The sequence below is a fragment of the Streptomyces sp. NPDC093089 genome, assembly GCF_044754405.1.
GTDB lineage: Bacteria > Actinomycetota > Actinomycetes > Streptomycetales > Streptomycetaceae > Streptomyces.
In genome coordinates, this window is sequence record NZ_JBIVPA010000001.1 from 663,878 (window position 1) to 682,935 (window position 19,058).

General features: G+C 70.7%; 15 protein-coding genes and 4 tRNA genes. 11 read left to right on the plus strand and 8 right to left on the minus strand.

Annotation, left to right across the window (positions count from 1 at the left end; genetic code table 11):
* Positions 1-32: 32 nt before the first annotated feature.
* Positions 33-443: a nuclear transport factor 2 family protein gene (locus ACIQFX_RS03215; RefSeq protein WP_402458385.1), complete on the minus strand. Its 411-nt coding sequence runs from the start codon at positions 441-443 to the stop codon at positions 33-35.
* Positions 444-511: 68 nt separating this feature from the next.
* Here ACIQFX_RS03215 and ACIQFX_RS03220 point away from each other — a divergent pair, with 68 nt between their 5' ends.
* The 4 genes from ACIQFX_RS03220 (at position 512) to purM (ending at position 5,047) form a co-directional block, all read left to right on the plus strand.
* Positions 512-1,300: a sterol carrier family protein gene (locus ACIQFX_RS03220; RefSeq protein ID WP_402458388.1), complete on the plus strand. Its 789-nt coding sequence runs from the start codon at positions 512-514 to the stop codon at positions 1,298-1,300.
* 50 nt (positions 1,301-1,350) lie between these two features.
* Positions 1,351-2,163 (plus strand): META domain-containing protein, encoded by an 813-nt coding sequence (locus tag ACIQFX_RS03225; RefSeq protein WP_402458391.1) that lies wholly within the window; start codon positions 1,351-1,353, stop codon positions 2,161-2,163.
* A gap of 216 nt (positions 2,164-2,379) precedes the next feature.
* Complete coding sequence (purF, locus tag ACIQFX_RS03230) at positions 2,380-3,906, plus strand: amidophosphoribosyltransferase (protein ID WP_376485868.1); 1,527 nt, start codon at positions 2,380-2,382, stop codon at positions 3,904-3,906.
* 73 nt (positions 3,907-3,979) lie between these two features.
* The gene (gene purM, locus ACIQFX_RS03235) at positions 3,980-5,047 is read left to right on the plus strand and encodes a phosphoribosylformylglycinamidine cyclo-ligase (protein WP_376485870.1); all 1,068 of its coding nucleotides are present in this window, start codon (positions 3,980-3,982) and stop codon (positions 5,045-5,047) included.
* Positions 5,048-5,214: 167 nt separating this feature from the next.
* On the opposite strand, the gene ACIQFX_RS03240 is transcribed toward purM, so the two are convergent.
* Together ACIQFX_RS03240 and ACIQFX_RS03245 are read right to left on the minus strand one after the other, a co-directional pair.
* The gene (locus tag ACIQFX_RS03240) at positions 5,215-5,469 is read right to left on the minus strand and encodes a DUF3073 domain-containing protein (RefSeq protein WP_019887615.1); all 255 of its coding nucleotides are present in this window, start codon (positions 5,467-5,469) and stop codon (positions 5,215-5,217) included.
* A gap of 302 nt (positions 5,470-5,771) precedes the next feature.
* Positions 5,772-6,863, minus strand: a complete 1,092-nt coding sequence (locus ACIQFX_RS03245) for a Leu/Phe/Val dehydrogenase (RefSeq protein ID WP_402458396.1) — start codon at positions 6,861-6,863, stop codon at positions 5,772-5,774.
* A 154-nt stretch (positions 6,864-7,017) separates the two neighbouring features.
* Between ACIQFX_RS03245 and ACIQFX_RS03250 the strand changes: the two genes are divergently transcribed.
* Positions 7,018-7,878 (plus strand): hypothetical protein, encoded by an 861-nt coding sequence (locus ACIQFX_RS03250; RefSeq protein WP_402458399.1) that lies wholly within the window; start codon positions 7,018-7,020, stop codon positions 7,876-7,878.
* 582 nt (positions 7,879-8,460) lie between these two features.
* A complete protein-coding gene (gene bldC / locus ACIQFX_RS03255) occupies positions 8,461-8,667 on the plus strand; it encodes a developmental transcriptional regulator BldC (protein ID WP_003949541.1) in 207 nt (68 codons plus the stop codon).
* Positions 8,668-9,243: 576 nt separating this feature from the next.
* Here bldC and ACIQFX_RS03260 read toward each other — a convergent pair.
* A tRNA-Asp gene (locus ACIQFX_RS03260) sits at positions 9,244-9,317 on the minus strand.
* 110 nt (positions 9,318-9,427) lie between these two features.
* Complete coding sequence (hrpA, locus tag ACIQFX_RS03265; protein ID WP_402458402.1) at positions 9,428-13,402, minus strand: ATP-dependent RNA helicase HrpA; 3,975 nt, start codon at positions 13,400-13,402, stop codon at positions 9,428-9,430.
* 76 nt (positions 13,403-13,478) lie between these two features.
* Between hrpA and ACIQFX_RS03270 the strand changes: the two genes are divergently transcribed.
* The gene (locus tag ACIQFX_RS03270) at positions 13,479-14,225 is read left to right on the plus strand and encodes a DsbA family protein (protein WP_402458405.1); all 747 of its coding nucleotides are present in this window, start codon (positions 13,479-13,481) and stop codon (positions 14,223-14,225) included.
* The gene (locus ACIQFX_RS03275; protein WP_402458408.1) at positions 14,222-15,064 is read left to right on the plus strand and encodes a cytochrome c biogenesis CcdA family protein; all 843 of its coding nucleotides are present in this window, start codon (positions 14,222-14,224) and stop codon (positions 15,062-15,064) included. Before ACIQFX_RS03270 ends, ACIQFX_RS03275 begins: the two co-directional genes overlap by 4 nt.
* A gap of 173 nt (positions 15,065-15,237) precedes the next feature.
* Here the strand turns inward: ACIQFX_RS03275 and ACIQFX_RS03280 are convergent.
* From ACIQFX_RS03280 to ACIQFX_RS03290, 3 genes are all read right to left on the minus strand, one after another.
* Positions 15,238-15,311, minus strand: a tRNA-Phe gene (locus ACIQFX_RS03280).
* Between the two features lie 22 nt (positions 15,312-15,333).
* Positions 15,334-15,407, minus strand: a tRNA-Asp gene (locus ACIQFX_RS03285).
* Positions 15,408-15,446: 39 nt separating this feature from the next.
* Positions 15,447-15,519, minus strand: a tRNA-Glu gene (locus ACIQFX_RS03290).
* 104 nt (positions 15,520-15,623) lie between these two features.
* Here ACIQFX_RS03290 and ACIQFX_RS03295 point away from each other — a divergent pair.
* From ACIQFX_RS03295 to ACIQFX_RS03305, 3 genes are all read left to right on the plus strand, one after another.
* A complete protein-coding gene (locus tag ACIQFX_RS03295) occupies positions 15,624-15,974 on the plus strand; it encodes a metallopeptidase family protein (protein ID WP_033208941.1) in 351 nt (116 codons plus the stop codon).
* Between the two features lie 98 nt (positions 15,975-16,072).
* Positions 16,073-16,723 carry a hypothetical protein gene (locus ACIQFX_RS03300; protein WP_402458411.1) on the plus strand — a complete coding sequence of 217 codons (651 nt, stop codon included), beginning with the start codon at positions 16,073-16,075 and terminating at the stop codon, positions 16,721-16,723.
* 198 nt (positions 16,724-16,921) lie between these two features.
* Positions 16,922-19,058 (plus strand): DEAD/DEAH box helicase (locus tag ACIQFX_RS03305; protein WP_402458414.1); only part of this gene is annotated, 2,137 nt, incomplete at its 3' end.

The following is a 19,058-nucleotide window of genomic DNA, read 5'->3' on the forward strand; positions in this document are numbered from 1 at the left end:
GCCCGGGAAGGGCGGGGGCTCCGTGCCGTACGTCAGTCGTCGAGGGAGAGGAACGCGTCCGCCTCCTCGATGTCCTCGATGCACTCGTCGATGTCGGAGGCCTTCCCGTCGATGAGGGTGAAGAAGAGGCCGCCTCTCATCGAGATCCCCCGGTCGCCGTGGTCGGCGTGCCACTTGTGGGACGTGAGGACGTGGCCCCGCCCGTCGACGAAGATGCCGTCGAGCTCGATGCGCATGGTGCCGCCGGTGTACTCGGAGATGTCTCCGTAGTGCGCGAGGACGTTGTCCCTGCCCTTGAAGTGGCCGCCGAAGCGGGTGTTGCCGGGTGAGTGGTGGGTGCAGTCGCCGGTCAGGAGGTCGCCCAGTGCCTGCATGTCACCCTTTTCGAACGCGGCGTAGCCCTGGCGCACCAGGGCGGCGTCGGGGTGCTCGTGATGGGTCATGGTCCCGTCACTGCCTTTCGCGAAGGGCCTGCCCCCCTCCTCTTCAGTTTCGGGGCTAGCCTCTGCCCATGCCACCCGCCAAGAAGCGCACCCGCAGTTACGACTCCGCCAAGATCAGGGCCGCCGTGGGCGCCCAGTTCGGGAACGTGCGGGAGGCCGTGTCCGCGCTCACGCCCGAGCAGCTGGACGGGCCGACGCGGTTGGGGGAGTGGACGGTACGGGACCTGGTGGCGCACCTCGCGTGGATGGTGGAGTCCGTCCCGCTGCTGCTCGCCGCGCCCGAGCCGGCGGTGAAGGAACTGGCCCTGCTCGACTGGCCGTCGGTGACGGCGACGGGGGCGGAGCGGATCGACGAGCACACCCGGGGGATCGACGCGGCGGACCCGGTGGGGCTGTGCGCGCGGGTGGCGGAGGAGTACGGGAGGGCGGTCGCCGGGGCGGGTGACGAGCGGCTGCTGCCGGTGAGCTTCGGCGCGATGACGCTCGGGGACTTCCTGGTGACCCGGACCGTCGAGCTCGTCGTCCACACCGACGACCTCAACGCGGCGACCGGCGCGGGCATCCCGTACGACCGCCGGGCCCTCGCCGCCTGTACGAGGCTCCTCGCGGACACGCTCGCCGTGCGGGCCCCGGGCGGGGCGGTGGAGGTCCGCGTCCCGCCGTACGCGGTGGTGCAGTGCGTGGAGGGCCCCCGGCACACCCGGGGCACCCCGCCGAACGTGGTCGAGACGGACCCGCTGACCTGGGTCAGGCTCGCGACCGGCCGGTCGGAGTGGGCGGCGGAGCTGGACGAGGCGCACGTCAGCGCGAGCGGCGAGCGGGCCGACCTGAAGGACCTGCTGCCCCTCATGGGCTAGTCGCGCGCCGGGTACCGGAACCGTACGGCGGGCCGTTCCGTCCCATCGGCATGCCGAAGACACGCGCAGTCGCCGTCCTGGTCCCGATCCTGCTGCTCACCGCGTGCGGTACGGAGGGGGGTGGGGGTGCCGGTCCGGGTGCGGGGGCGGTCGAGCCGGACCTGCCGGTGGTGGGGACGCACTGGTCGGTGGAGGCCGTGACGGTCGACGGGCGCAGGTCGGCCGCTCCCGACGGCGCGCGCGTCGACTTCGAGGAGGGCAGGGCACGGGGGAGCAGCGGCTGCAACACGTTCGGCGCCGCCGTCGTGGTGAAGGGCGACACCCTGACGGTCTCCCCGGGCGAGGTGACCGAGATCGGCTGTCCGGCCGACGCCCGGCGCTTCGAGGCGGAGTTGCTGAAGGCCTTCTCCGGTTCGCTGAAGGGGACGCTGAAGGGCGACGCCCTGCGGTTGGCGTCGACGGACGGGCGGAACGGTGTGGAGCTGACCGCCGAGCGGGCGGTCCCGCTGCGCGGCACCACCTGGAAGGTCGACGGGCTGGTCTCCGGGGACGCCGTGTCCTCGCTGCCGGCGGGGAGCGAGGGCAAGGCGCGGATCGTCCTGGGCGAGGACGGGCGGGCCACCGGGAACCTGGGGTGCAACAACTTCTCGGCGACGGCCCGCGTCGACGAGCAGAAGCGGACGCTCACGGTCGAGGGCCCGGCGGCGACCACCCGGATGATGTGCACGGGCCCGCAGATGGCGCTGGAGACGCGGCTGTACGAGCTCCTGGACGGCCCGCTCACGTATCGGCTGAACCACCGAACGCTGACCCTCACGGACGCGTCCGGTGAGGGCCTCACGGCGACGGCGAGTGCCCCCTGAGCGGACGCCGACTGCGAACTCCGTCACATCGCGAGGGGGCTCCCGGCCTGGTACGAGCGTCCGCTCTCCGGGGCCCCGGGGCCGGAATCCCTTCGCGCGCCTGACTCGTAGGCCTCTCCAAGTCCGAAACGATCATTTCGTGCGATCGCACGAGCGGAGGGGAGGCCCGTTTTCCTCAATTCGGACCAGTGGTCGAGCCCGTCTACACTCGGAAACGTGCCACGTGGTGACGGTCGACTCAATCACGACCTGCTCCCCGGTGAGAAAGGCCCCCAGGACGCTTGTGGCGTCTTCGGTGTCTGGGCTCCGGGTGAAGAGGTCGCAAAGCTCACGTACTTCGGGCTCTACGCCCTCCAGCATCGGGGCCAGGAATCCGCGGGTATCGCGGTCAGCAACGGCTCCCAGATCCTCGTCTTCAAGGACATGGGCCTCGTGTCCCAGGTCTTCGACGAGACCTCTCTCGGTTCCCTCCAAGGTCATATCGCGGTCGGTCACGCCCGCTACTCGACCACCGGGGCGTCCGTGTGGGAGAACGCGCAGCCGACGTTCAGGGCAACCGCCCACGGCTCCATCGCGCTCGGCCACAACGGCAACCTGGTGAACACGGCGCAGCTCGCCGAGATGGTCGCGGACCTGCCCAAGAAGGAAGGCCGCTCCACCCGTGTGGCGGCCACCAACGACACCGACCTCCTCACGGCGCTCCTCGCCGCCCAGGTCGACGAGAACGGCGAACCGCTCACCATCGAGCAGGCCGCCGCGAAGATCCTCCCCGACGTCCGGGGTGCCTTCTCCCTCGTCTTCATGGACGAGCACACGCTCTACGCCGCCCGTGACCCGCAGGGCATCCGCCCGCTGGTCCTCGGTCGACTGGAGCGCGGCTGGGTGGTCGCGTCCGAGTCCGCCGCCCTCGACATCTGCGGTGCGACCTACGTCCGCGAGGTCGAGCCGGGCGAGATGATCGCGATCGACGAGAACGGCATCCGCACCTCTCGATTCGCGGAAGCGAAGCCCAAGGGCTGTGTCTTCGAGTACGTGTACCTGGCCCGCCCGGACACGGACATCGCCGGCCGGAACGTCTACCTCTCCCGCGTGGAGATGGGCCGCCGCCTCGCCAAGGAGGCGCCGGTCGAGGCCGACCTGGTGATAGCGACGCCGGAGTCCGGTACCCCGGCCGCGATCGGCTACGCCGAGGCCTCGGGCATCCCCTTCGGCGCCGGCCTGGTGAAGAACGCCTACGTCGGGCGCACCTTCATCCAGCCCTCGCAGACCATCCGCCAGCTCGGCATCCGGCTGAAGCTGAACCCCCTCAAGGACGTCATCAAGGGCAAGCGCCTGGTGGTCGTCGACGACTCGATCGTCCGCGGCAACACCCAGCGCGCCCTGGTCAAGATGCTCCGCGAGGCCGGCGCGGCCGAGATCCACATCCGGATCTCCTCGCCGCCGGTCAAGTGGCCCTGCTTCTTCGGCATCGACTTCGCGACCCGCGCGGAGCTGATCGCCAACGGCATGTCGATCGAGGAGATCGGCAAGTCGCTGGGCGCGGACTCGCTCTCGTACATCTCCATCGACGGGATGATCGAGGCGACCACCATCCAGAAGCCCAACCTCTGCCGTGCCTGCTTCGACGGCGAGTACCCGATGGAGCTTCCGGACCCCGAGCTGCTCGGCAAGCAGCTCCTGGAGACCGAGCTGGCGGCCGGCCCGGCCGCGACCGCGGCCTCCGACGCGCTCCGGCGCCCGTAAGACCCCCGCCGCCCGCGTCGCCTCGGCGGCGCGGGCGGTACGAGCAGCACGACGACACGAAAGCTCTGAACCCATGTCTCAGACCACCGGTGCCAGCTACGCCTCCGCGGGCGTCGACATCGAAGCGGGCGACCGCGCCGTCGAGCTCATGAAGGAGTGGGTGAAGAAGACGCAGCGCCCCGAGGTCCTCGGCGGCCTCGGCGGTTTCGCCGGCCTCTTCGACGCCTCCGCCCTCAAGCGCTACGAGCGTCCGCTGCTCGCCTCGGCGACCGACGGCGTCGGCACGAAGGTCGACATCGCCCGCCAGATGGGCGTGTACGACACGATCGGCCACGACCTGGTCGCGATGGTCATGGACGACATCGTCGTCTGCGGCGCCGAGCCGCTCTTCATGACCGACTACATCTGCGTGGGCAAGGTCCACCCGGAGCGGGTCGCCGCCATCGTCAAGGGCATCGCCGAGGGCTGCGTCCTGGCGGGCTGCGCGCTGGTCGGCGGCGAGACGGCGGAACACCCGGGCCTCCTGGGCCCGGACGACTTCGACGTGGCGGGCGCCGGCACGGGTGTCGTGGAGTACGACCGGCTGCTCGGCGCGGACCGGATCCGTTCGGGCGACGCGGTCATCGCCATGGCCTCGTCGGGTCTTCACTCCAACGGGTACTCGCTCGTCCGGCACGTGGTCTTCGACCGCGCGGGCATGACCCTCGACCAGCAGGTCGAGGAGCTCGGCCGGACGCTCGGCGAGGAGCTCCTGGAGCCCACGAAGATCTACTCGCTGGACTGCCTGGCCCTCACCCGGACCACGGACGTCCACGCGTACAGCCACATCACGGGCGGCGGCCTGGCCGCCAACCTGGCCCGGGTCATCCCGGACGGCCTGCACGCCACGGTGGACCGTTCGACCTGGACCCCGGGCGCGATCTTCGACCTGGTCGGCAAGGCCGGTCAGGTGGAGCGCCTGGAGCTGGAGAAGACCCTGAACATGGGCGTCGGCATGATGGCCGTCGTGCCGGCCGAGTCGGTGGACGCGGCGCTGACGACGCTCGCGGACCGGGGCGTCGAGTCCTGGGTCGCCGGTGAGATCACCGAGCGCGGGGCGCACACCACGGGCGCCGAGCTGGTCGGGGACTACGCGAAGTAGGACCCGCGGGGCAGTACGTGACGGGGCGCTCCGGGTGGGGCGCCCCGTCCGCGTTCCGTACGGGATCCGCCACGGGCCCGGAGGGCGTCCCTGCGGTGTCCCTGCCGCGGACAGCACGGAAACCCGGCCGGGTGGCTCCCCGGACCGGGTTTCGGTGATTCAGAAGGTCAAGCGCGACGCGGCGACGCAGCAGGACCGGACTCGTCGTCCTCGTCCTCGTCGTCCGTGTTGTAGAGATCCGCGTACTGGGCGTACGGGTCGTCTTCCTCGTCGTCGTCCTCGAACGGCTCGCCATTCGGCGGCTGACTCGAAGTCGATGCGCCCAGCTCATTGGCCAGACGCGTCAGGTCCGTCCCGCCGCTGCTGTACTTCAGCTGGCGGGCGACCTTGGTCTGCTTGGCCTTTGCCCGGCCGCGCCCCATGGCTCGACCCCCTCGGTGACGGGGCTCGGTGGCCCCAGAGTCTTGACACGCGTTCATGATTCGGAACGGACTCTCGATGGAGAGACCGATCCGTAGGGCTTCAACGGTACCTGTTTCCGCGGGTCTACGGTACGCCGCGCGCATCACATACCCCGGTACAGAACCTTCGAGGTGCCCTCTCCTCGCTGGTCAATCGCGATTTTAACCTCTTCTGGAGGGCCGACCCGCCGAGGGGAGTGAGTGAAGTCTCTCCCGTGACGGGCCGGCCCCGGGCGCGGCGCGGTGCGCGGCGCCGTCACGGCTCAGCCGCGCCGGGCCTCCGCCATGCGCTGCTCGGCGATCCGGTCGGACGCGGCGGCCGGCGGAATGCCGTCCGCCTTCGCACGTGCGAAGATCTCCAGGGTGGTGTCGAAGATCTTCGTCGCCTTCGCCTTGCAGCGGTCGAAGTCGAAGCCGTGCAGCTCGTCGGCGACCTGGATCACGCCACCGGCGTTGACCACGTAGTCGGGCGCGTAGAGGATCCCGCGCTCCACGAGGTCCTTCTCGATGCCCGGGTGGGCGAGCTGGTTGTTCGCCGCGCCGCAGACGATGCTCGCGGTGATGAACGGGACGGTCTCCTCGTTCAGGGCGCCGCCCAGCGCGCAGGGCGCGTAGATGTCCAGGCCCTCGACGCGGATCAGCGCCTCGGTGTCGGCGACGACGGTGACCTGCGGGTGCTTGTCGGTGATCCGGCGCACCGACTCCTCGCGGACGTCGGTGATGACGACCTCGGCGCCGTCCTCCAGGAGGTGCTCGACGAGGTAGTGGCCGACCTTGCCGACGCCCGCGACGCCGACCTTGCGGCCGCGCAGGGTCGGGTCGCCCCACAGGGTCTGCGCGGAGGCGCGCATGCCCTGGAAGACGCCGAAGGCGGTGAGGACGGAGGAGTCGCCGGCGCCGCCGTTCTCGGGGGAGCGGCCGGTGGTCCACTGGTTCTCGCGGGCGACGACGTCCATGTCGGCGACGTAGGTGCCGACGTCGCAGGCCGTGACGTACCGGCCGGCGAGGGAGGCCACCATGCGCCCGTAGGCGAGCAGCAGCTCCTCGGTCTTGATCTTCTCCGGGTCGCCGATGATGACGGCCTTGCCGCCACCGTGGTCGAGGCCGGCCATGGCGTTCTTGTACGACATGCCGCGGGAGAGGTTGAGCGCGTCGGCGATCGCCTCGGCCTCGGTGGCGTACGGGTAGAAGCGGGTGCCGCCGAGGGCGGGGCCCAGGGCGGTGGAGTGGAGGGCGATGACGGCCTTGAGGCCGGATGCGCGGTCCTGGCAGAGGACGACTTGCTCGTGGCCACCCTGCTCCGAGTGGAACAGAGTGTTCAGTACGTCGACAGGAGCGCCGGTCACATCGGTCACGGTGGTGACTCCCAAGTACGAAGCGGCGGTTTCGGCCCTCCCTGTGGGTGGGGGAGGACCAGTTCGGCAAGAGAGTAAGTCCTACCTGGGCGTAGATCGGCCTCAGTGCTGAGGATCACCCCTCCCGGAGTACCTCCGTGGAAGGATTCGCGACATGTCGGTCGCCTCCACGGTCCCCGTTCCCTATGCCTCCTACCTGCGGGTGTACGAGCCGCTGGCCGCGTTTCCCGAGCCGGAGCGGAGCCACTGGGCGCGGTACGCCGGCCGGTCGGGGACCCCGGGGGCGCAGGAGGAGCTGAGGCGGTCGCTCGCGGACCTGCTGCCGACGCCGCCGGTCCCGGTGCCGGTCCACGAGAGCGGCGAGGCGTTCGTCGCGCACCTGGACGGGGTGGTGGTGATCTGTCCGTGGCGGACCCGGCTGCGGGGGTGGCTGGCGATCCGGGACCTGGTGGCGGAGGGGTATCCGGCGGCGGTGCTCGACGCGATGCTGCCGCCCGTGGTGCGGGGTCAGGTGGCCGGCGACTTCGAGCGGTGGCTGGTTCGGAACCCGGACGCGCGGCCGTGGATCCGTACGGGCGTCTGGCACGTGCCGCTGCGCTGGTTCGCGCTCTTTGGGGACGAGGACCGGTCGTACGAGCCGGGGGAGCCGGGGAGCACGGAGGAGGGCCGGGCGCCGGTGCTGCGCTACCGGACGACGATGGCGCAGGCGCGCCGGCGGCTGGCGCGGGCGCTGCGGGCCCTGCGGGACTCCGCCGACGACGGTCCCATGACGGAGGGTCTGATCGACGTGGGGCGTTGGCTGGAGGAGTTCCATCCGCGGGCGCTCGTGGAGCTGGACTTCGGCGGCCTGGTGCACGTGGTCACGTCGGAGTGGCTGGCGGAGGACCGGTCGGCGGCGCAGCTCGCGGAGGGCTTGGCGGCGCTGCGGGCCGGGGACGGCGAGGCGGCGAGCGAGGCGTACGGGCGGCTCGCTGAGCGGTGGCGGGCGGTCAGGGACCTGCGGTTCGCGAACTGACATCAGTCGGGCATCTTCGTCAGGTCGGTATCGACAAGACATGTCCGGCCGGTGTAAATGATCTTCAACACTTCCGGATTCCGGGGCTCCGGTGTCTTTTCTCTTCGGCGCCCCGGGTCTTTCGGCACTCCTGGGGTGGGGACGTTGGTCCTGATCCGGGCCTTTGACTCAAGCGTGACGGACAGCACTAACCGCACCCTTGCGTCCATCACCCACCCTCGTGCCAAAATAGGACAAGGAGTCCGGGGAGGGTTCCTTCCGCCCAAGTGAGGGCGGATTGCTCAGCATTGCACTCTATGGGGGGTCTGAAGACTCCTGATCACCCTGTGACTGATCGTCACAGTGGTGTGACTGTCCGTTATGGCATGGTCCATCGACTTCCGCCGCTGATGAACACCTGCGAGGGCAATTCCATCGGTTTGGCCGACGTGGCTGGACGGATGGTGTAGTTGTAGTGCCGAGGACAAGCCGTTCGTCCTATAACCGACTCGGCCCGCTTCTGCCATTTCGGGCAACGCGGGTCAAGGTGCAGAATTTAGAGGAAAGAACCGAGAAGGTTCGGTTCTCCCGAGGAGGCCGCTCATGACCGCTCGCACCCCTGATGCCGAGCCGCTGCTGACCCCTGCCGAGGTTGCCACGATGTTCCGTGTCGACCCGAAGACGGTGACCCGTTGGGCGAAGGCGGGCAAGCTCACGTCCATCCGCACCCTGGGTGGGCACCGCCGTTACCGCGAGGCCGAGGTCCGCGCACTGCTCGCGGGCATTCCGCAGCAGCGCAGCGAGGCCTGAGGCTCGCTCAGCACCCTGCAACACCCCGTAACACCGGGCACGTCCGGGTCCCCCAATCCGGTCGCCCACCCCTAGTACTGCCGACGGGCTCCTGCCCCAACAGGTCTCCGTCAACGATCGCGCTGGACTCCGCCGGGTCCGGCGCGATCTTTTTGTGTCCGGCGCCACTCCTCGAAGTGCGGTGCAATTGCACATATTAAATCGGGCCGGTGTAGGGAGGGTGTAAGTGAAGGGGTTTCTGAAACTCTTTCAGTGACACCCGTCACACTCGTGAAGTCTTGCCAAGGAACAGCCTGCCACCCCGGGGATCGACCCCGACCCGCCGTTGGTCATGGGTTGATGGGACTTTCGTCCCGTGCCGCCGGCCGTCCGTGACCAGGCGCCCGCAGGGGCTCGTGGCGGCCGCTGGGGGAGGGCGGCGCCCCAGTGAGGGCGGTCGGGTGTGACGAGGCCGCCAGGCGGGCGTACAGCCCCGCCACCCGGCCCGGGGAGTGGGCGGGGGGAGCGGCGCGGGGGCCGCGGGTGCGCGGGAACACGACGAAGGCCCGCATCGTGTGATGCGGGCCTTCGTGAAAGCGATCCTGACGGGACTTGAACCCGCGACCTCCACCTTGACAGGGTGGCGAGCTAACCAACTGCTCCACAGGACCTTGTTCGCAACCGCTGTGAAGTGGCTGCGAGGAAGACTGTACAGCAGGTCAGCGGTCTGGTCGAACTCGGCGCCGGAGGCGGCGGCGGCCGGGGCCCGGGGCGCCCCCGGTCAGGGCGCCGCCGCGTCGATCGCCTTCACGATCCGCTTGTCCGAGATCGGGTACGCCGTGCCCAGCGCGTGCGCGAAGTAGCTCACCCGCAGCTCCTCGATCATCCAGCGGATGTCCGTGACCTCGGTCGGCACCGGACGGCCCTTCGGGAGCTGTTCGAGCAGCCAGGCGTACTCGTCCTGCATCTCCCGGACCTTCTCCATCCGGGTGGTGTCCCGCTGGACCCCGGTCGGCATCTGCTGGAGCCGCCGGTCCACCGCCACCAGGTAGCGCATCAGGTCGGGCAGCCGCTTGAGCCCCGTACGGGTGACGAAGCCGGCCGGCATCAGCCACGCCAGCTGCGCCCGCACGTCGGTCAGGTTGTCGATCAGGGCCAGGCTGTTCGTGGACTTCAGCCGGCGCTCGCACGCCTGCCAGGCCGCCAGGATCTGCTGGACCTGGCCCACCGTCCGCACCGTCGTGTCCACGAGGTCCGCGCGGACCTTGTCGTAGAGCTTCCGGAAGGACTCCTCGTCCCAGGCCGGGCCGCCGTGGTCCGCGATCAGCTTGTCGGCGGCGGCGGTGGCGCAGTCGTCGAAGAGGGCCTGGATCGAGCCGTGCGGGTTCGCGGACAGGGCCAGCTTCTGCTGGTTGGTGAGCTTGTCCGAGGCGAACTTCGCCGGGTTCACCGGAATGTTCAGCATGATCAGCTTCCGGGTGCCCCGCCACATCGCCCGGGCCTGCTCGGCCTCCGTGTCGAAGAGCCGGACGGCGACGCTCGCGCCCTCGTCCACGAGCGCCGGGTACGCCTTGACCGGCTGGCCGGCCCGGCGGGCCTCGAAGACCTTCGTGAGGCTGCCGATCGTCCAGTCCGTGAGCCCCGTGCGCTCCAGGGAGGGCCCGGAGCCGTCCGGGCCGCCCGTGGCCGCCGCGGCGGCCTGGGAGAGGGCCTTGCGGGCCTTCGGGCGCAGCTGCAGCCGCAGGGTCTCCAGGTCCTTGTCCTCGGCGAGCTTGCGGCGCCGCTCGTCGACGATCCGGAAGGTGACCTTGAGGTGCTCGGGGACCTTCGCCCAGTCGAAGTCCTCGGCCGTGACCGGGACGCCGACCATCCGCTGGAGCTCGCGGGCGAGGGCGCCCGTCAGCGGCTCCTGGACGGGGACGACCGCGTCCAGGAAGCGGCCGGCGAAGTTCGGCGCGGGCACGTAGTGGCGGCGGATCGGCTTCGGCAGGGAGCGGATCAGCTCGGTGACGACCTCCGCGCGCAGGCCCGGGATCTGCCACTCGAAGCCGTCGTCCGTCACCTGGTTGAGCACCTGGAGCGGCACGTGGACGGTGACGCCGTCCGCGTCCGCGCCGGGCTCGAACTGGTACGTCACCCGGAACTTCAGGGGGCCCTGCCGCCACGAGTCCGGGTAGTCGTCCTTGGTGACGGCCCCCGCCTTCTCGTTGATGAGCATCTCGCGCTCGAAGTCGAGGAACTCCGGCTCGTCGTGGCGCTTGTGCTTCCACCAGGAGTCGAAGTGGGCGCCGGACACGACGTGTTCGGGGACGCGCTTGTCGTAGAAGTCGAAGAGCGTCTCGTCGTCGACGAGGATGTCCCGGCGCCGGGCCCGGTGTTCGAGCTCCTCGACCTCGGTGAGCAGCTTGCGGTTGTCCGCGAAGAACTTGTGGTGGGTGCGCCAGTCGCCCTCGACCAGCGCGTTCCTGATGAACAGGTCGCGGGAGACCTCCGGGTCGATCCGGCCGTAGTTCACCTTGCGGTCGGCGACGATCGGGACGCCGTACAGCGTCACCTTCTCGAAGGCCATCACAGCGGCCTGGTCCTTCTCCCAGTGCGGCTCGCTGTACGTCTTCCTCACCAGGTGCTGGGCGAGCGGCTCGATCCACTCGGGCTCGATCCGGGCGTTGACCCGGGCCCACAGGCGAGAGGTCTCCACCAGCTCGGCGGACATGACGAAGCGCGGGGGCTTCTTGAAGAGCGCGGAGCCGGGGAAGATCGCGAACTTGGCGTTGCGGGCGCCCAGGTACTCGCCCCGGCCGCCGTCGCGGCGGGAGCCGTCCTTCGCCCCGTCCTTGGACTCCTTCACGTCCTTCAGGCCGACGTGCGAGAGGAGGCCGGAGAGCAGGGAGACGTGCACGGACTGCTCCGGCGCGTCCTCCTCGTTCAGATGGATGCCCATCTGCTTGGCGACCGTCCGCAGCTGGCTGTAGATGTCCTGCCACTCGCGGATGCGCAGGAAGTTCAGGTACTCCTGCTTGCACATCCGGCGGAAGGAGCTGGAACCGCGCTCCTTCTGCTGTTCGCGGACGTACCGCCACAGGTTGAGGAAGGCGAGGAAGTCGCTCGTCTCGTCCTTGAAGCGGGCGTGCTGCTGGTCCGCCTGCGCCTGCTTCTCGGACGGCCGCTCGCGCGGGTCCTGGATGGACAGGGCCGCCGCGATCACCATGACCTCGCGGACGCAGCCGTTCTTGTCGGCCTCCAGGACCATCCGGGCGAGCCGGGGGTCCACGGGCAGCTGGGAGAGCTTCCGGCCCTGCTGGGTCAGCCGCTTCTTCGGGTCCTTCTCCGCCGGGTCGATCGCGCCGAGCTCCTGGAGGAGCTGCACGCCGTCCCGGATGTTGCGGTGGTCCGGCGGGTCGATGAAGGGGAACTTCTCGATGTCGCCGAGGCCGGCCGCGGTCATCTGGAGGATGACGGACGCCAGGTTCGTCCGGAGGATCTCCGCGTCCGTGAACTCCGGACGGGTCAGGAAGTCGTCCTCGGAGTACAGCCGGATGCAGATGCCGTCCGACGTACGGCCGCAGCGGCCCTTGCGCTGGTTGGCGCTGGCCTGGCTGACCGGCTCGATCGGCAGGCGCTGGACCTTGGTGCGGTGCGAGTAGCGGGAGATGCGGGCGGTGCCCGGATCGATCACGTACTTGATGCCGGGGACGGTCAGGGAGGTCTCGGCGACGTTCGTCGCGAGGACGATCCGGCGGCCGGAGTGGGCCTGGAAGACGCGGTGCTGCTCGGCGTGCGACAGGCGCGCGTAGAGCGGCAGGACCTCGGTGTTCCGCAGCTGCCGTTTGAGGAGCGCGTCGGCGGTGTCGCGGATCTCGCGCTCGCCGGAGAGGAAGACCAGGACGTCGCCGGGGCCCTCGGACTGGAGCTCGTCGACGGCCTCGCAGATCGCGGTGATCTGGTCGCGGTCCGACTCCTCGGAGTCCTCTTCGAGGAGGGGCCGGTAGCGGACCTCGACCGGGTACGTACGACCGCTGACCTCGACGATCGGGGCGTCGCCGAAGTGGCGGGAGAACCGCTCCGGGTCGATCGTCGCGGAGGTGATCACGACCTTGAGGTCGGGGCGCTTCGGGAGCAGCTGGGCCAGGTAGCCGAGCAGGAAGTCGATGTTGAGGGACCGCTCGTGGGCCTCGTCGATGATGATCGTGTCGTAGGCGCGCAGCTCGCGGTCCGTCTGGATCTCGGCGAGCAGGATGCCGTCCGTCATCAGCTTCACGAAGGTCGCGTCGGGGTTCACCTGGTCGGTGAAGCGGACCTTCCAGCCGACGGCCTCGCCCAGCGGGGTCCGCAGCTCCTCGGCCACGCGCTCGGCGACCGTGCGGGCCGCGATCCGGCGGGGCTGGGTGTGGCCGATCATGCCCCGGACGCCCCGGCCGAGCTCCAGGCAGATCTTCGGGATCTGGGTGGTCTTTCCGGAACCCGTCTCACCGGCGACGATCACGACCTGGTGGTCGCGTATCGCCTCCAGGATCTCGTCCTTCTTCTGCGAGACGGGCAGCTGCTCGGGGTAGGTGACCGCGGGCACGCGGGAGGCGCGCCCGTCGACGCGCTCCTTGGCCTTGGCCGCCTCGGCGGCGATCTCGTCCAGGACGGCCGCGCGGGCCTCGGGCTTGCGGATGCGGCGGGCGCCTTCGAGACGGCGGCCGAGCCGGTGGGAGTCCCGCAGCGAGACCTCGGCCAGGACGGACTGGAGGGCGGCGAAGGAAGTAGACATACGGGATCCAGGATCGCACCTGTGGCCGAGAAGCGGCGAACCGATTTCCGGGCGGGGCCGTATCTATCGTTCTCGCATGTCCAACCCCACGTCCAAGCCCACGTCCACGTCCAAGCAGGTCCTGATCGTGTCCGGGGTGGCGGCCGCCGCCGTCCTCCTCGGCGTCGTCTCCTACACCGCGACCAAGCCCTCGTCGCCCGGCGCCGCCGGCCCCTCGTCCGTCGCGGAGGTCTCCGCCGACCCGTCCGCCGGCGTCTACCCCGACCTGGAGGCGTACGCCCGCCGGGACGCCGCCGACAAGCTCGCCCTGGGCCGGGCCGACGCGCCCGTCGTGCTCATCGAGTACGCCGACTTCAAGTGCGGCTACTGCGGGAAGTTCGCCCGGGACACCGAACCCGTCCTGGTGCGGAAGTACGTCGAGAACGGCACCCTGCGCATCGAGTGGCGGAACTTCCCGATCTTCGGCGAGGAGTCGGAGGCCGTCGCCCGCGCCTCCTGGGCGGCCGGGCAGCAGGGCAGGTTCTGGGAGTTCCACAAGGCCGCCTACGCCGAGGACGCCAAGGAGAAGGGCTTCGGCAAGGACCGGCTCGCCGCCCTCGCCCGGGAGGCGGGCGTCCCCGACGCGGCCCGGTTCGCGAAGGACAGCGAGAGCCAGGCCGCCCGGGAGGCCGTACGGAAGGACCAGGAGCAGGGGCACGCGCTCGGCGCCACCTCCACCCCGTCCTTCCTGGTGAACGGCCGGCCGATCGCCGGCGCCCAGCCCCTGGAGACCTTCACGGAGGCCATCGAGGCGGCGGCGAAGACGGCGAAGGCCGGGCGGTGACCTCCGGCATCGGCTACTTCGCCGCGTTCCTCGGCGGCCTGCTCGCCCTCCTCAGCCCGTGCAGCGCCCTGCTCCTGCCCGCCTTCTTCGCGTACTCGATCGACACGCGCGCGAAGCTGGTGGCGAGGACCGGCATCCTCTACGCGGGCCTGGCCACCACCCTCGTCCCGCTCGGCGCGGCCGGCTCCCTCGCGGGCCGGTTCTTCTACGGCCACCGGGACCTCCTCGTCACCGCCGGCGGCTGGCTGATCATCGGGCTCGGCGTCCTCCAGCTCCTCGGGCTCGGCTTCGCCTCCCGCCGGGTCGCGGAGGCGAGCGGCCGGATCCGCCCCACGTCGGCGCTCTCCGTCTACGCCCTGGGCCTGGTCTACGGCCTCGCGGGCTTCTGCGCGGGCCCGATCCTCGGCAGCGTCCTGACGGTGGCCGCGCTGAGCGGCAGCCCGGCGTACGGCGGACTGCTCCTCGCCGTGTACGCCCTGGGCATGGCGGTTCCGCTGTTCGTCCTCGCGCTGCTCTGGGAGCGGTACGACCTGGGCCGGCGGCGCTGGCTGCGCGGCCGCCCGATCCGGCTCGGCCGCCTGGAGGTCCACTCCACCTCGCTGCTCTCGGGCCTGTTCTTCGTGGCCCTCGGCACGCTCTTCCTCGTCTTCGACGGGACGACGGCGCTGCCGGGTCCGCTGTCGGTGGACCAGTCGTTCGCGGTGGAGGAGCGCGTCGCCGCCCTCGGCCGCGCGGTGCCGGACTGGGCGCTGCTCGTGGCGGTGGTGGCGGTGGTGACGGCCGCCTTCGCGGTGCGGGGCCGCCGGTCCGGCCGGGCGCCGGAGCGCGAGGAGGCGTGACGGGCGGGGGAGGGGGCGCGGGCCCCTTCCCCGTACGGCCGCTTCCCGTCTCGGGGAGTCTTCCCGGAACCCTTCCGGGAAGACTTCCAGGAAGGTCTCCGAGGAAGGTCTCCGAGGAAGAGCTTTCGGGAAACGCAGAAGGCCCCGTTCTTCCGAACGGGGCCTTCTCCTTGTGGCTGGGGCCGGGGTCGAACCGGCGACCTATCGCTTTTCAGGCGATCGCTCGTACCAACTGAGCTACCCAGCCACGAGACTGTTTCCAGCCTCAGCGAACCTGACGGGACTTGAACCCGCGACCTCCACCTTGACAGGGTGGCGAGCTAACCAACTGCTCCACAGGTCCTTGCTATGTGCGAGCACTAGTCTCGCACACGGTAATGCGTACCCCCAACGGGATTCGAACCCGTGCTACCGCCTTGAAAGGGCGGCGTCCTGGGCCACTAGACGATGAGGGCTAAGGGCCCACCTGCGCGCTTCTCAGCGCGTCGGGGACGTCTGAAGCATATGGGATGTCGGCCGGTATCGCCAAAACGGTTTCCCCCCGGGGGAGAATGGGCCCGTGCTGGAGATGACGCGCGAGGAGTTCGAGGAACTTGTCGCCGAGGCCCTGGACCGGATCCCGCCGGAGCTGACGCGGCTGATGGACAACGTCGCCGTGTTCGTGGAGGACGAGCCCGCCCCGGACGATCCGGAGCTGCTCGGGCTCTACGAGGGGACGCCGCTGACCGAGCGGGGCGAGTGGTACGCCGGCGTGCTGCCGGACCGGATCACGATCTACCGCGGGCCGACGCTGCGGATGTGCGAGTCCCGTGAGGACGTGGTCGCGGAGACCGAGATCACCGTGGTCCACGAGATCGCCCACCACTTCGGCATCGACGACGAGCGGCTGCACGCGCTGGGCTACGGCTGAGCCCTCCGGGCGGGTCCGGGCGTGTCCCTTGTGGCGCAAAGGGAGTTGGGCAGGGTGACGCGTTCCGTTCCTGCCCGTTGTGTCCTGGAGGTGCCCCCGTGCGCCATTTGCCCACCCCGGTGAGATGGGTCGCCGCCGCGCTGGCCGTCGCGGCCTGCGCCGGTCTGAGCGGCTGTATGAGTGTCGGCGACGAAGGGGCGAAGCCGGCGCCCGGCGCGTCCGGGGGGAAGCGGAGCGTGGCGTCCGAGTCCGGCAGCGGCTCCGACGGCTCGGCCGGGGGCGGCGGCTCCTGGAACGGCCGGCCCGGCAGGGACGGCCCCGAGGCGGCCGGAGAGGGTGCGGAGTCCCCGGTGCCGAGCGGCTCGCCCTCGGGCACGGCGGAGCCCTCCGCGGGCGAGGTGCTGCCGGTCGAGGGCCCGGGCGGCCCCGACGGCTCGCCGAAGCCGCAGCCGACGGGCGGCCACCAGGGCCCGGACGGGGCGAACGGCGGCGGGAACGGGAACAACGGCAACGGGAGCGGTGGTCCGGGCGGGGGCGGGGCCACTCCGACGCCGGAGCCGACCGAGTCGACCCCGGAGCCCACGCCCGAGCCGACGACCCCGACACCCGAGCCGACCCCGGAACCGACCTCGAACCCCACCGATCCGCCGCCGTCCGGCTCCGACACCCAGCTGGGCGCGATGCGGGCGGCGGACGGGCCGGGGGCGTCCTCGGAGCCGGCGGCGTCACCGCAGGTCGGGCCGGTGTGACGGAGTCCGATTTGCCATGGGTGGGGGAGGGTGCGTATGGTGGTAGATCGTTTGATCCCATTGCCCGGCGCCGACACAGAAGAGCGCCGTGTGGCGCGTACTCTCCCTAGCCGTGGCTGACCGCATTGAGGCGGTCGATTTGCGAATTCACGGAGTTGACGGGCGCGTGCCGAGACTCCGGAAGGTTTCGCATTTCGCATGTCCATTTTCAGTTCTGACCACGCCGTCATGCCCGAGAACGACGAGATCGTCGAGGCCGTAGAGGCCACCGAGATCGCCGAGTTCGAGGCCGACATCACCGTCGACGAGGTCATCGACGCCGACATCACCGTCGACGAGGTCATCGACGCCGACACCGACACCGACTCCTTCGACGAGGGGTCCGAGGAGTCCGACGAGCCCGACGAGCCCACCGTCACCTTCGGCGACCTCGGTCTGCCCGAGGGCGTCGTGCGCAAGCTCGCCCAGAACGGCGTCACCACCCCCTTCCCGATCCAGGCGGCGACCATCCCGGACGCCCTGGCCGGCAAGGACATCCTCGGCCGCGGCCGCACCGGCTCCGGCAAGACCCTCTCCTTCGGTCTGCCGCTGCTCGCCACCCTGGCCGGCGGCCACACCGACAAGAAGAAGCCCCGCGGCGTCATCCTCACCCCGACCCGTGAGCTCGCGATGCAGGTCGCGGACGCCCTCCAGCCCTACGGCGACGTGCTCGGCCTCAAGATGAAGGTCGTCTGCGGCGGTACGTCCATGGGCAACCAGATCTACGCCCTGGAGCGCGGCGTCGACATCCTCGTCGCCACCCCGGGCCGTCTCCGCGACATCATCAACCGCGGCGCCTGCTCCCTGGAGAACGTCCAGATCGCCGTCCTCGACGAGGCCGACCAGATGGCCGACCTGGGCTTCCTGCCCGAGGTCACCGAGCTCCTCGACCAGGTCCCGGTCGGCGGCCAGCGCCTCCTCTTCTCCGCCACCCTGGAGAACGAGATCGACAGCCTGGTCAAGCGCTACCTGGTGGACCCGATCACGCACGAGGTCGACCCGTCCGCCGGTGCCGTCACGACCATGACCCACCACGTCCTCGTCGTGAAGCCGAAGGACAAGGCGCCGGTCACCGCCGCGATCGCCGCCCGCAAGGGCCGCACCATCATCTTCGTCCGCACCCAGCTGGGCGCCGACCGCATCGCCGAGCAGCTCCGCGACTCCGGCGTGAAGGCCGACGCGCTGCACGGCGGCATGACCCAGGGCGCCCGTACGCGCACCCTGGCCGACTTCAAGGACGGCTACGTCAACGCGCTCGTCGCGACCGACGTCGCCGCCCGAGGCATCCACGTCGACGGCATCGACCTCGTCCTGAACGTGGACCCTGCCGGCGACCACAAGGACTACCTGCACCGCTCGGGCCGCACCGCCCGCGCCGGCCGCTCCGGTGTCGTGGTCTCCCTGGCCCTGCCGCACCAGCGCCGCCAGATCTTCCGCCTGATGGAGGACGCGGGCGTCGACGCCTCGCGCCACATCGTCGGCGGTGCCGGCGCGTTCGACCCGGAGGTCGCCGAGATCACCGGCGCCCGTTCGCTGACCGAGGTCCAGGCCGACTCCGCGAACAACTCGGCCAAGCAGGCCGAGCGCGAGGTCGTCGACCTGACCAAGCAGCTGGAGCGCCTCCAGCGCCGTGCCGTCGAGCTCCGCGAGGAGGCCGACCGCCTGGTGGCCCGCGCCGCCCGCGAGCGCGGCGAGGACCCCGAGGCCGCCGTGGCCGAGGTGACCGAGGCCGCCGAGGCCGAGGTCGCCGCCGCGGCCGTCGAGGCCGAGCGTGCCGCGCGCATCGAGGAGCAGCGCCGCGAGGAGCGCCCGGCCCGCGACGAGCGGGGCAACTACGAGCGCCGCGACCGCGGTGGCGACCGTGGCGGCTTCCGCCGTGACGACCGTCCGTCGGGCGGCTTCAACCGCGACGACCGCGGTGGCGACCGCGGCGGCTTCCGCCGTGACGACCGTCCCTCCGGTGGTTTCCGTCGGGACAACGACCGTCCGTCCGGCGGCTTCCGCCGCGACGACCGTCCGTCGGGCGGCTTCAACCGTGACGACCGCGGTGGCGACCGTGGCGGCTTCCGCCGTGACGACCGTCCCTCCGGTGGCTTCAACCGTGACGACCGCGGTGGCGACCGCGGCGGCTTCCGTCGCGACGACCGTCCCTCCGGTGGTTTCCGTCGGGACAACGACCGTCCGTCCGGCGGCTTCCGTCGCGACGACCGTCCGTCGGGCGGCTTCAACCGTGACGACCGCGGTGGCGACCGTGGCGGCTTCCGCCGTGACGACCGTCCCTCCGGTGGCTTCAACC

What these genes read in the sequence shown, in the direction of transcription:
- ACIQFX_RS03215 (WP_402458385.1), bottom strand. Translation starts at nt 443, where the DNA reads ATGACCCATCACGAGCACCCCGACGCCGCCCTGGTGCGCCAGGGCTAC.
- ACIQFX_RS03220 (WP_402458388.1), top strand. Translation starts at nt 512, where the DNA reads ATGCCACCCGCCAAGAAGCGCACCCGCAGTTACGACTCCGCCAAGATC.
- ACIQFX_RS03225 (WP_402458391.1), top strand. Translation starts at nt 1,351, where the DNA reads ATGCCGAAGACACGCGCAGTCGCCGTCCTGGTCCCGATCCTGCTGCTC.
- purM (WP_376485870.1), top strand. Translation starts at nt 3,980, where the DNA reads ATGTCTCAGACCACCGGTGCCAGCTACGCCTCCGCGGGCGTCGACATC.
- ACIQFX_RS03240 (WP_019887615.1), bottom strand. Translation starts at nt 5,469, where the DNA reads ATGGGGCGCGGCCGGGCAAAGGCCAAGCAGACCAAGGTCGCCCGCCAG.
- ACIQFX_RS03250 (WP_402458399.1), top strand. Translation starts at nt 7,018, where the DNA reads ATGTCGGTCGCCTCCACGGTCCCCGTTCCCTATGCCTCCTACCTGCGG.
- bldC (WP_003949541.1), top strand. Translation starts at nt 8,461, where the DNA reads ATGACCGCTCGCACCCCTGATGCCGAGCCGCTGCTGACCCCTGCCGAG.
- hrpA (WP_402458402.1), bottom strand. Translation starts at nt 13,402, where the DNA reads ATGTCTACTTCCTTCGCCGCCCTCCAGTCCGTCCTGGCCGAGGTCTCG.
- ACIQFX_RS03270 (WP_402458405.1), top strand. Translation starts at nt 13,479, where the DNA reads ATGTCCAACCCCACGTCCAAGCCCACGTCCACGTCCAAGCAGGTCCTG.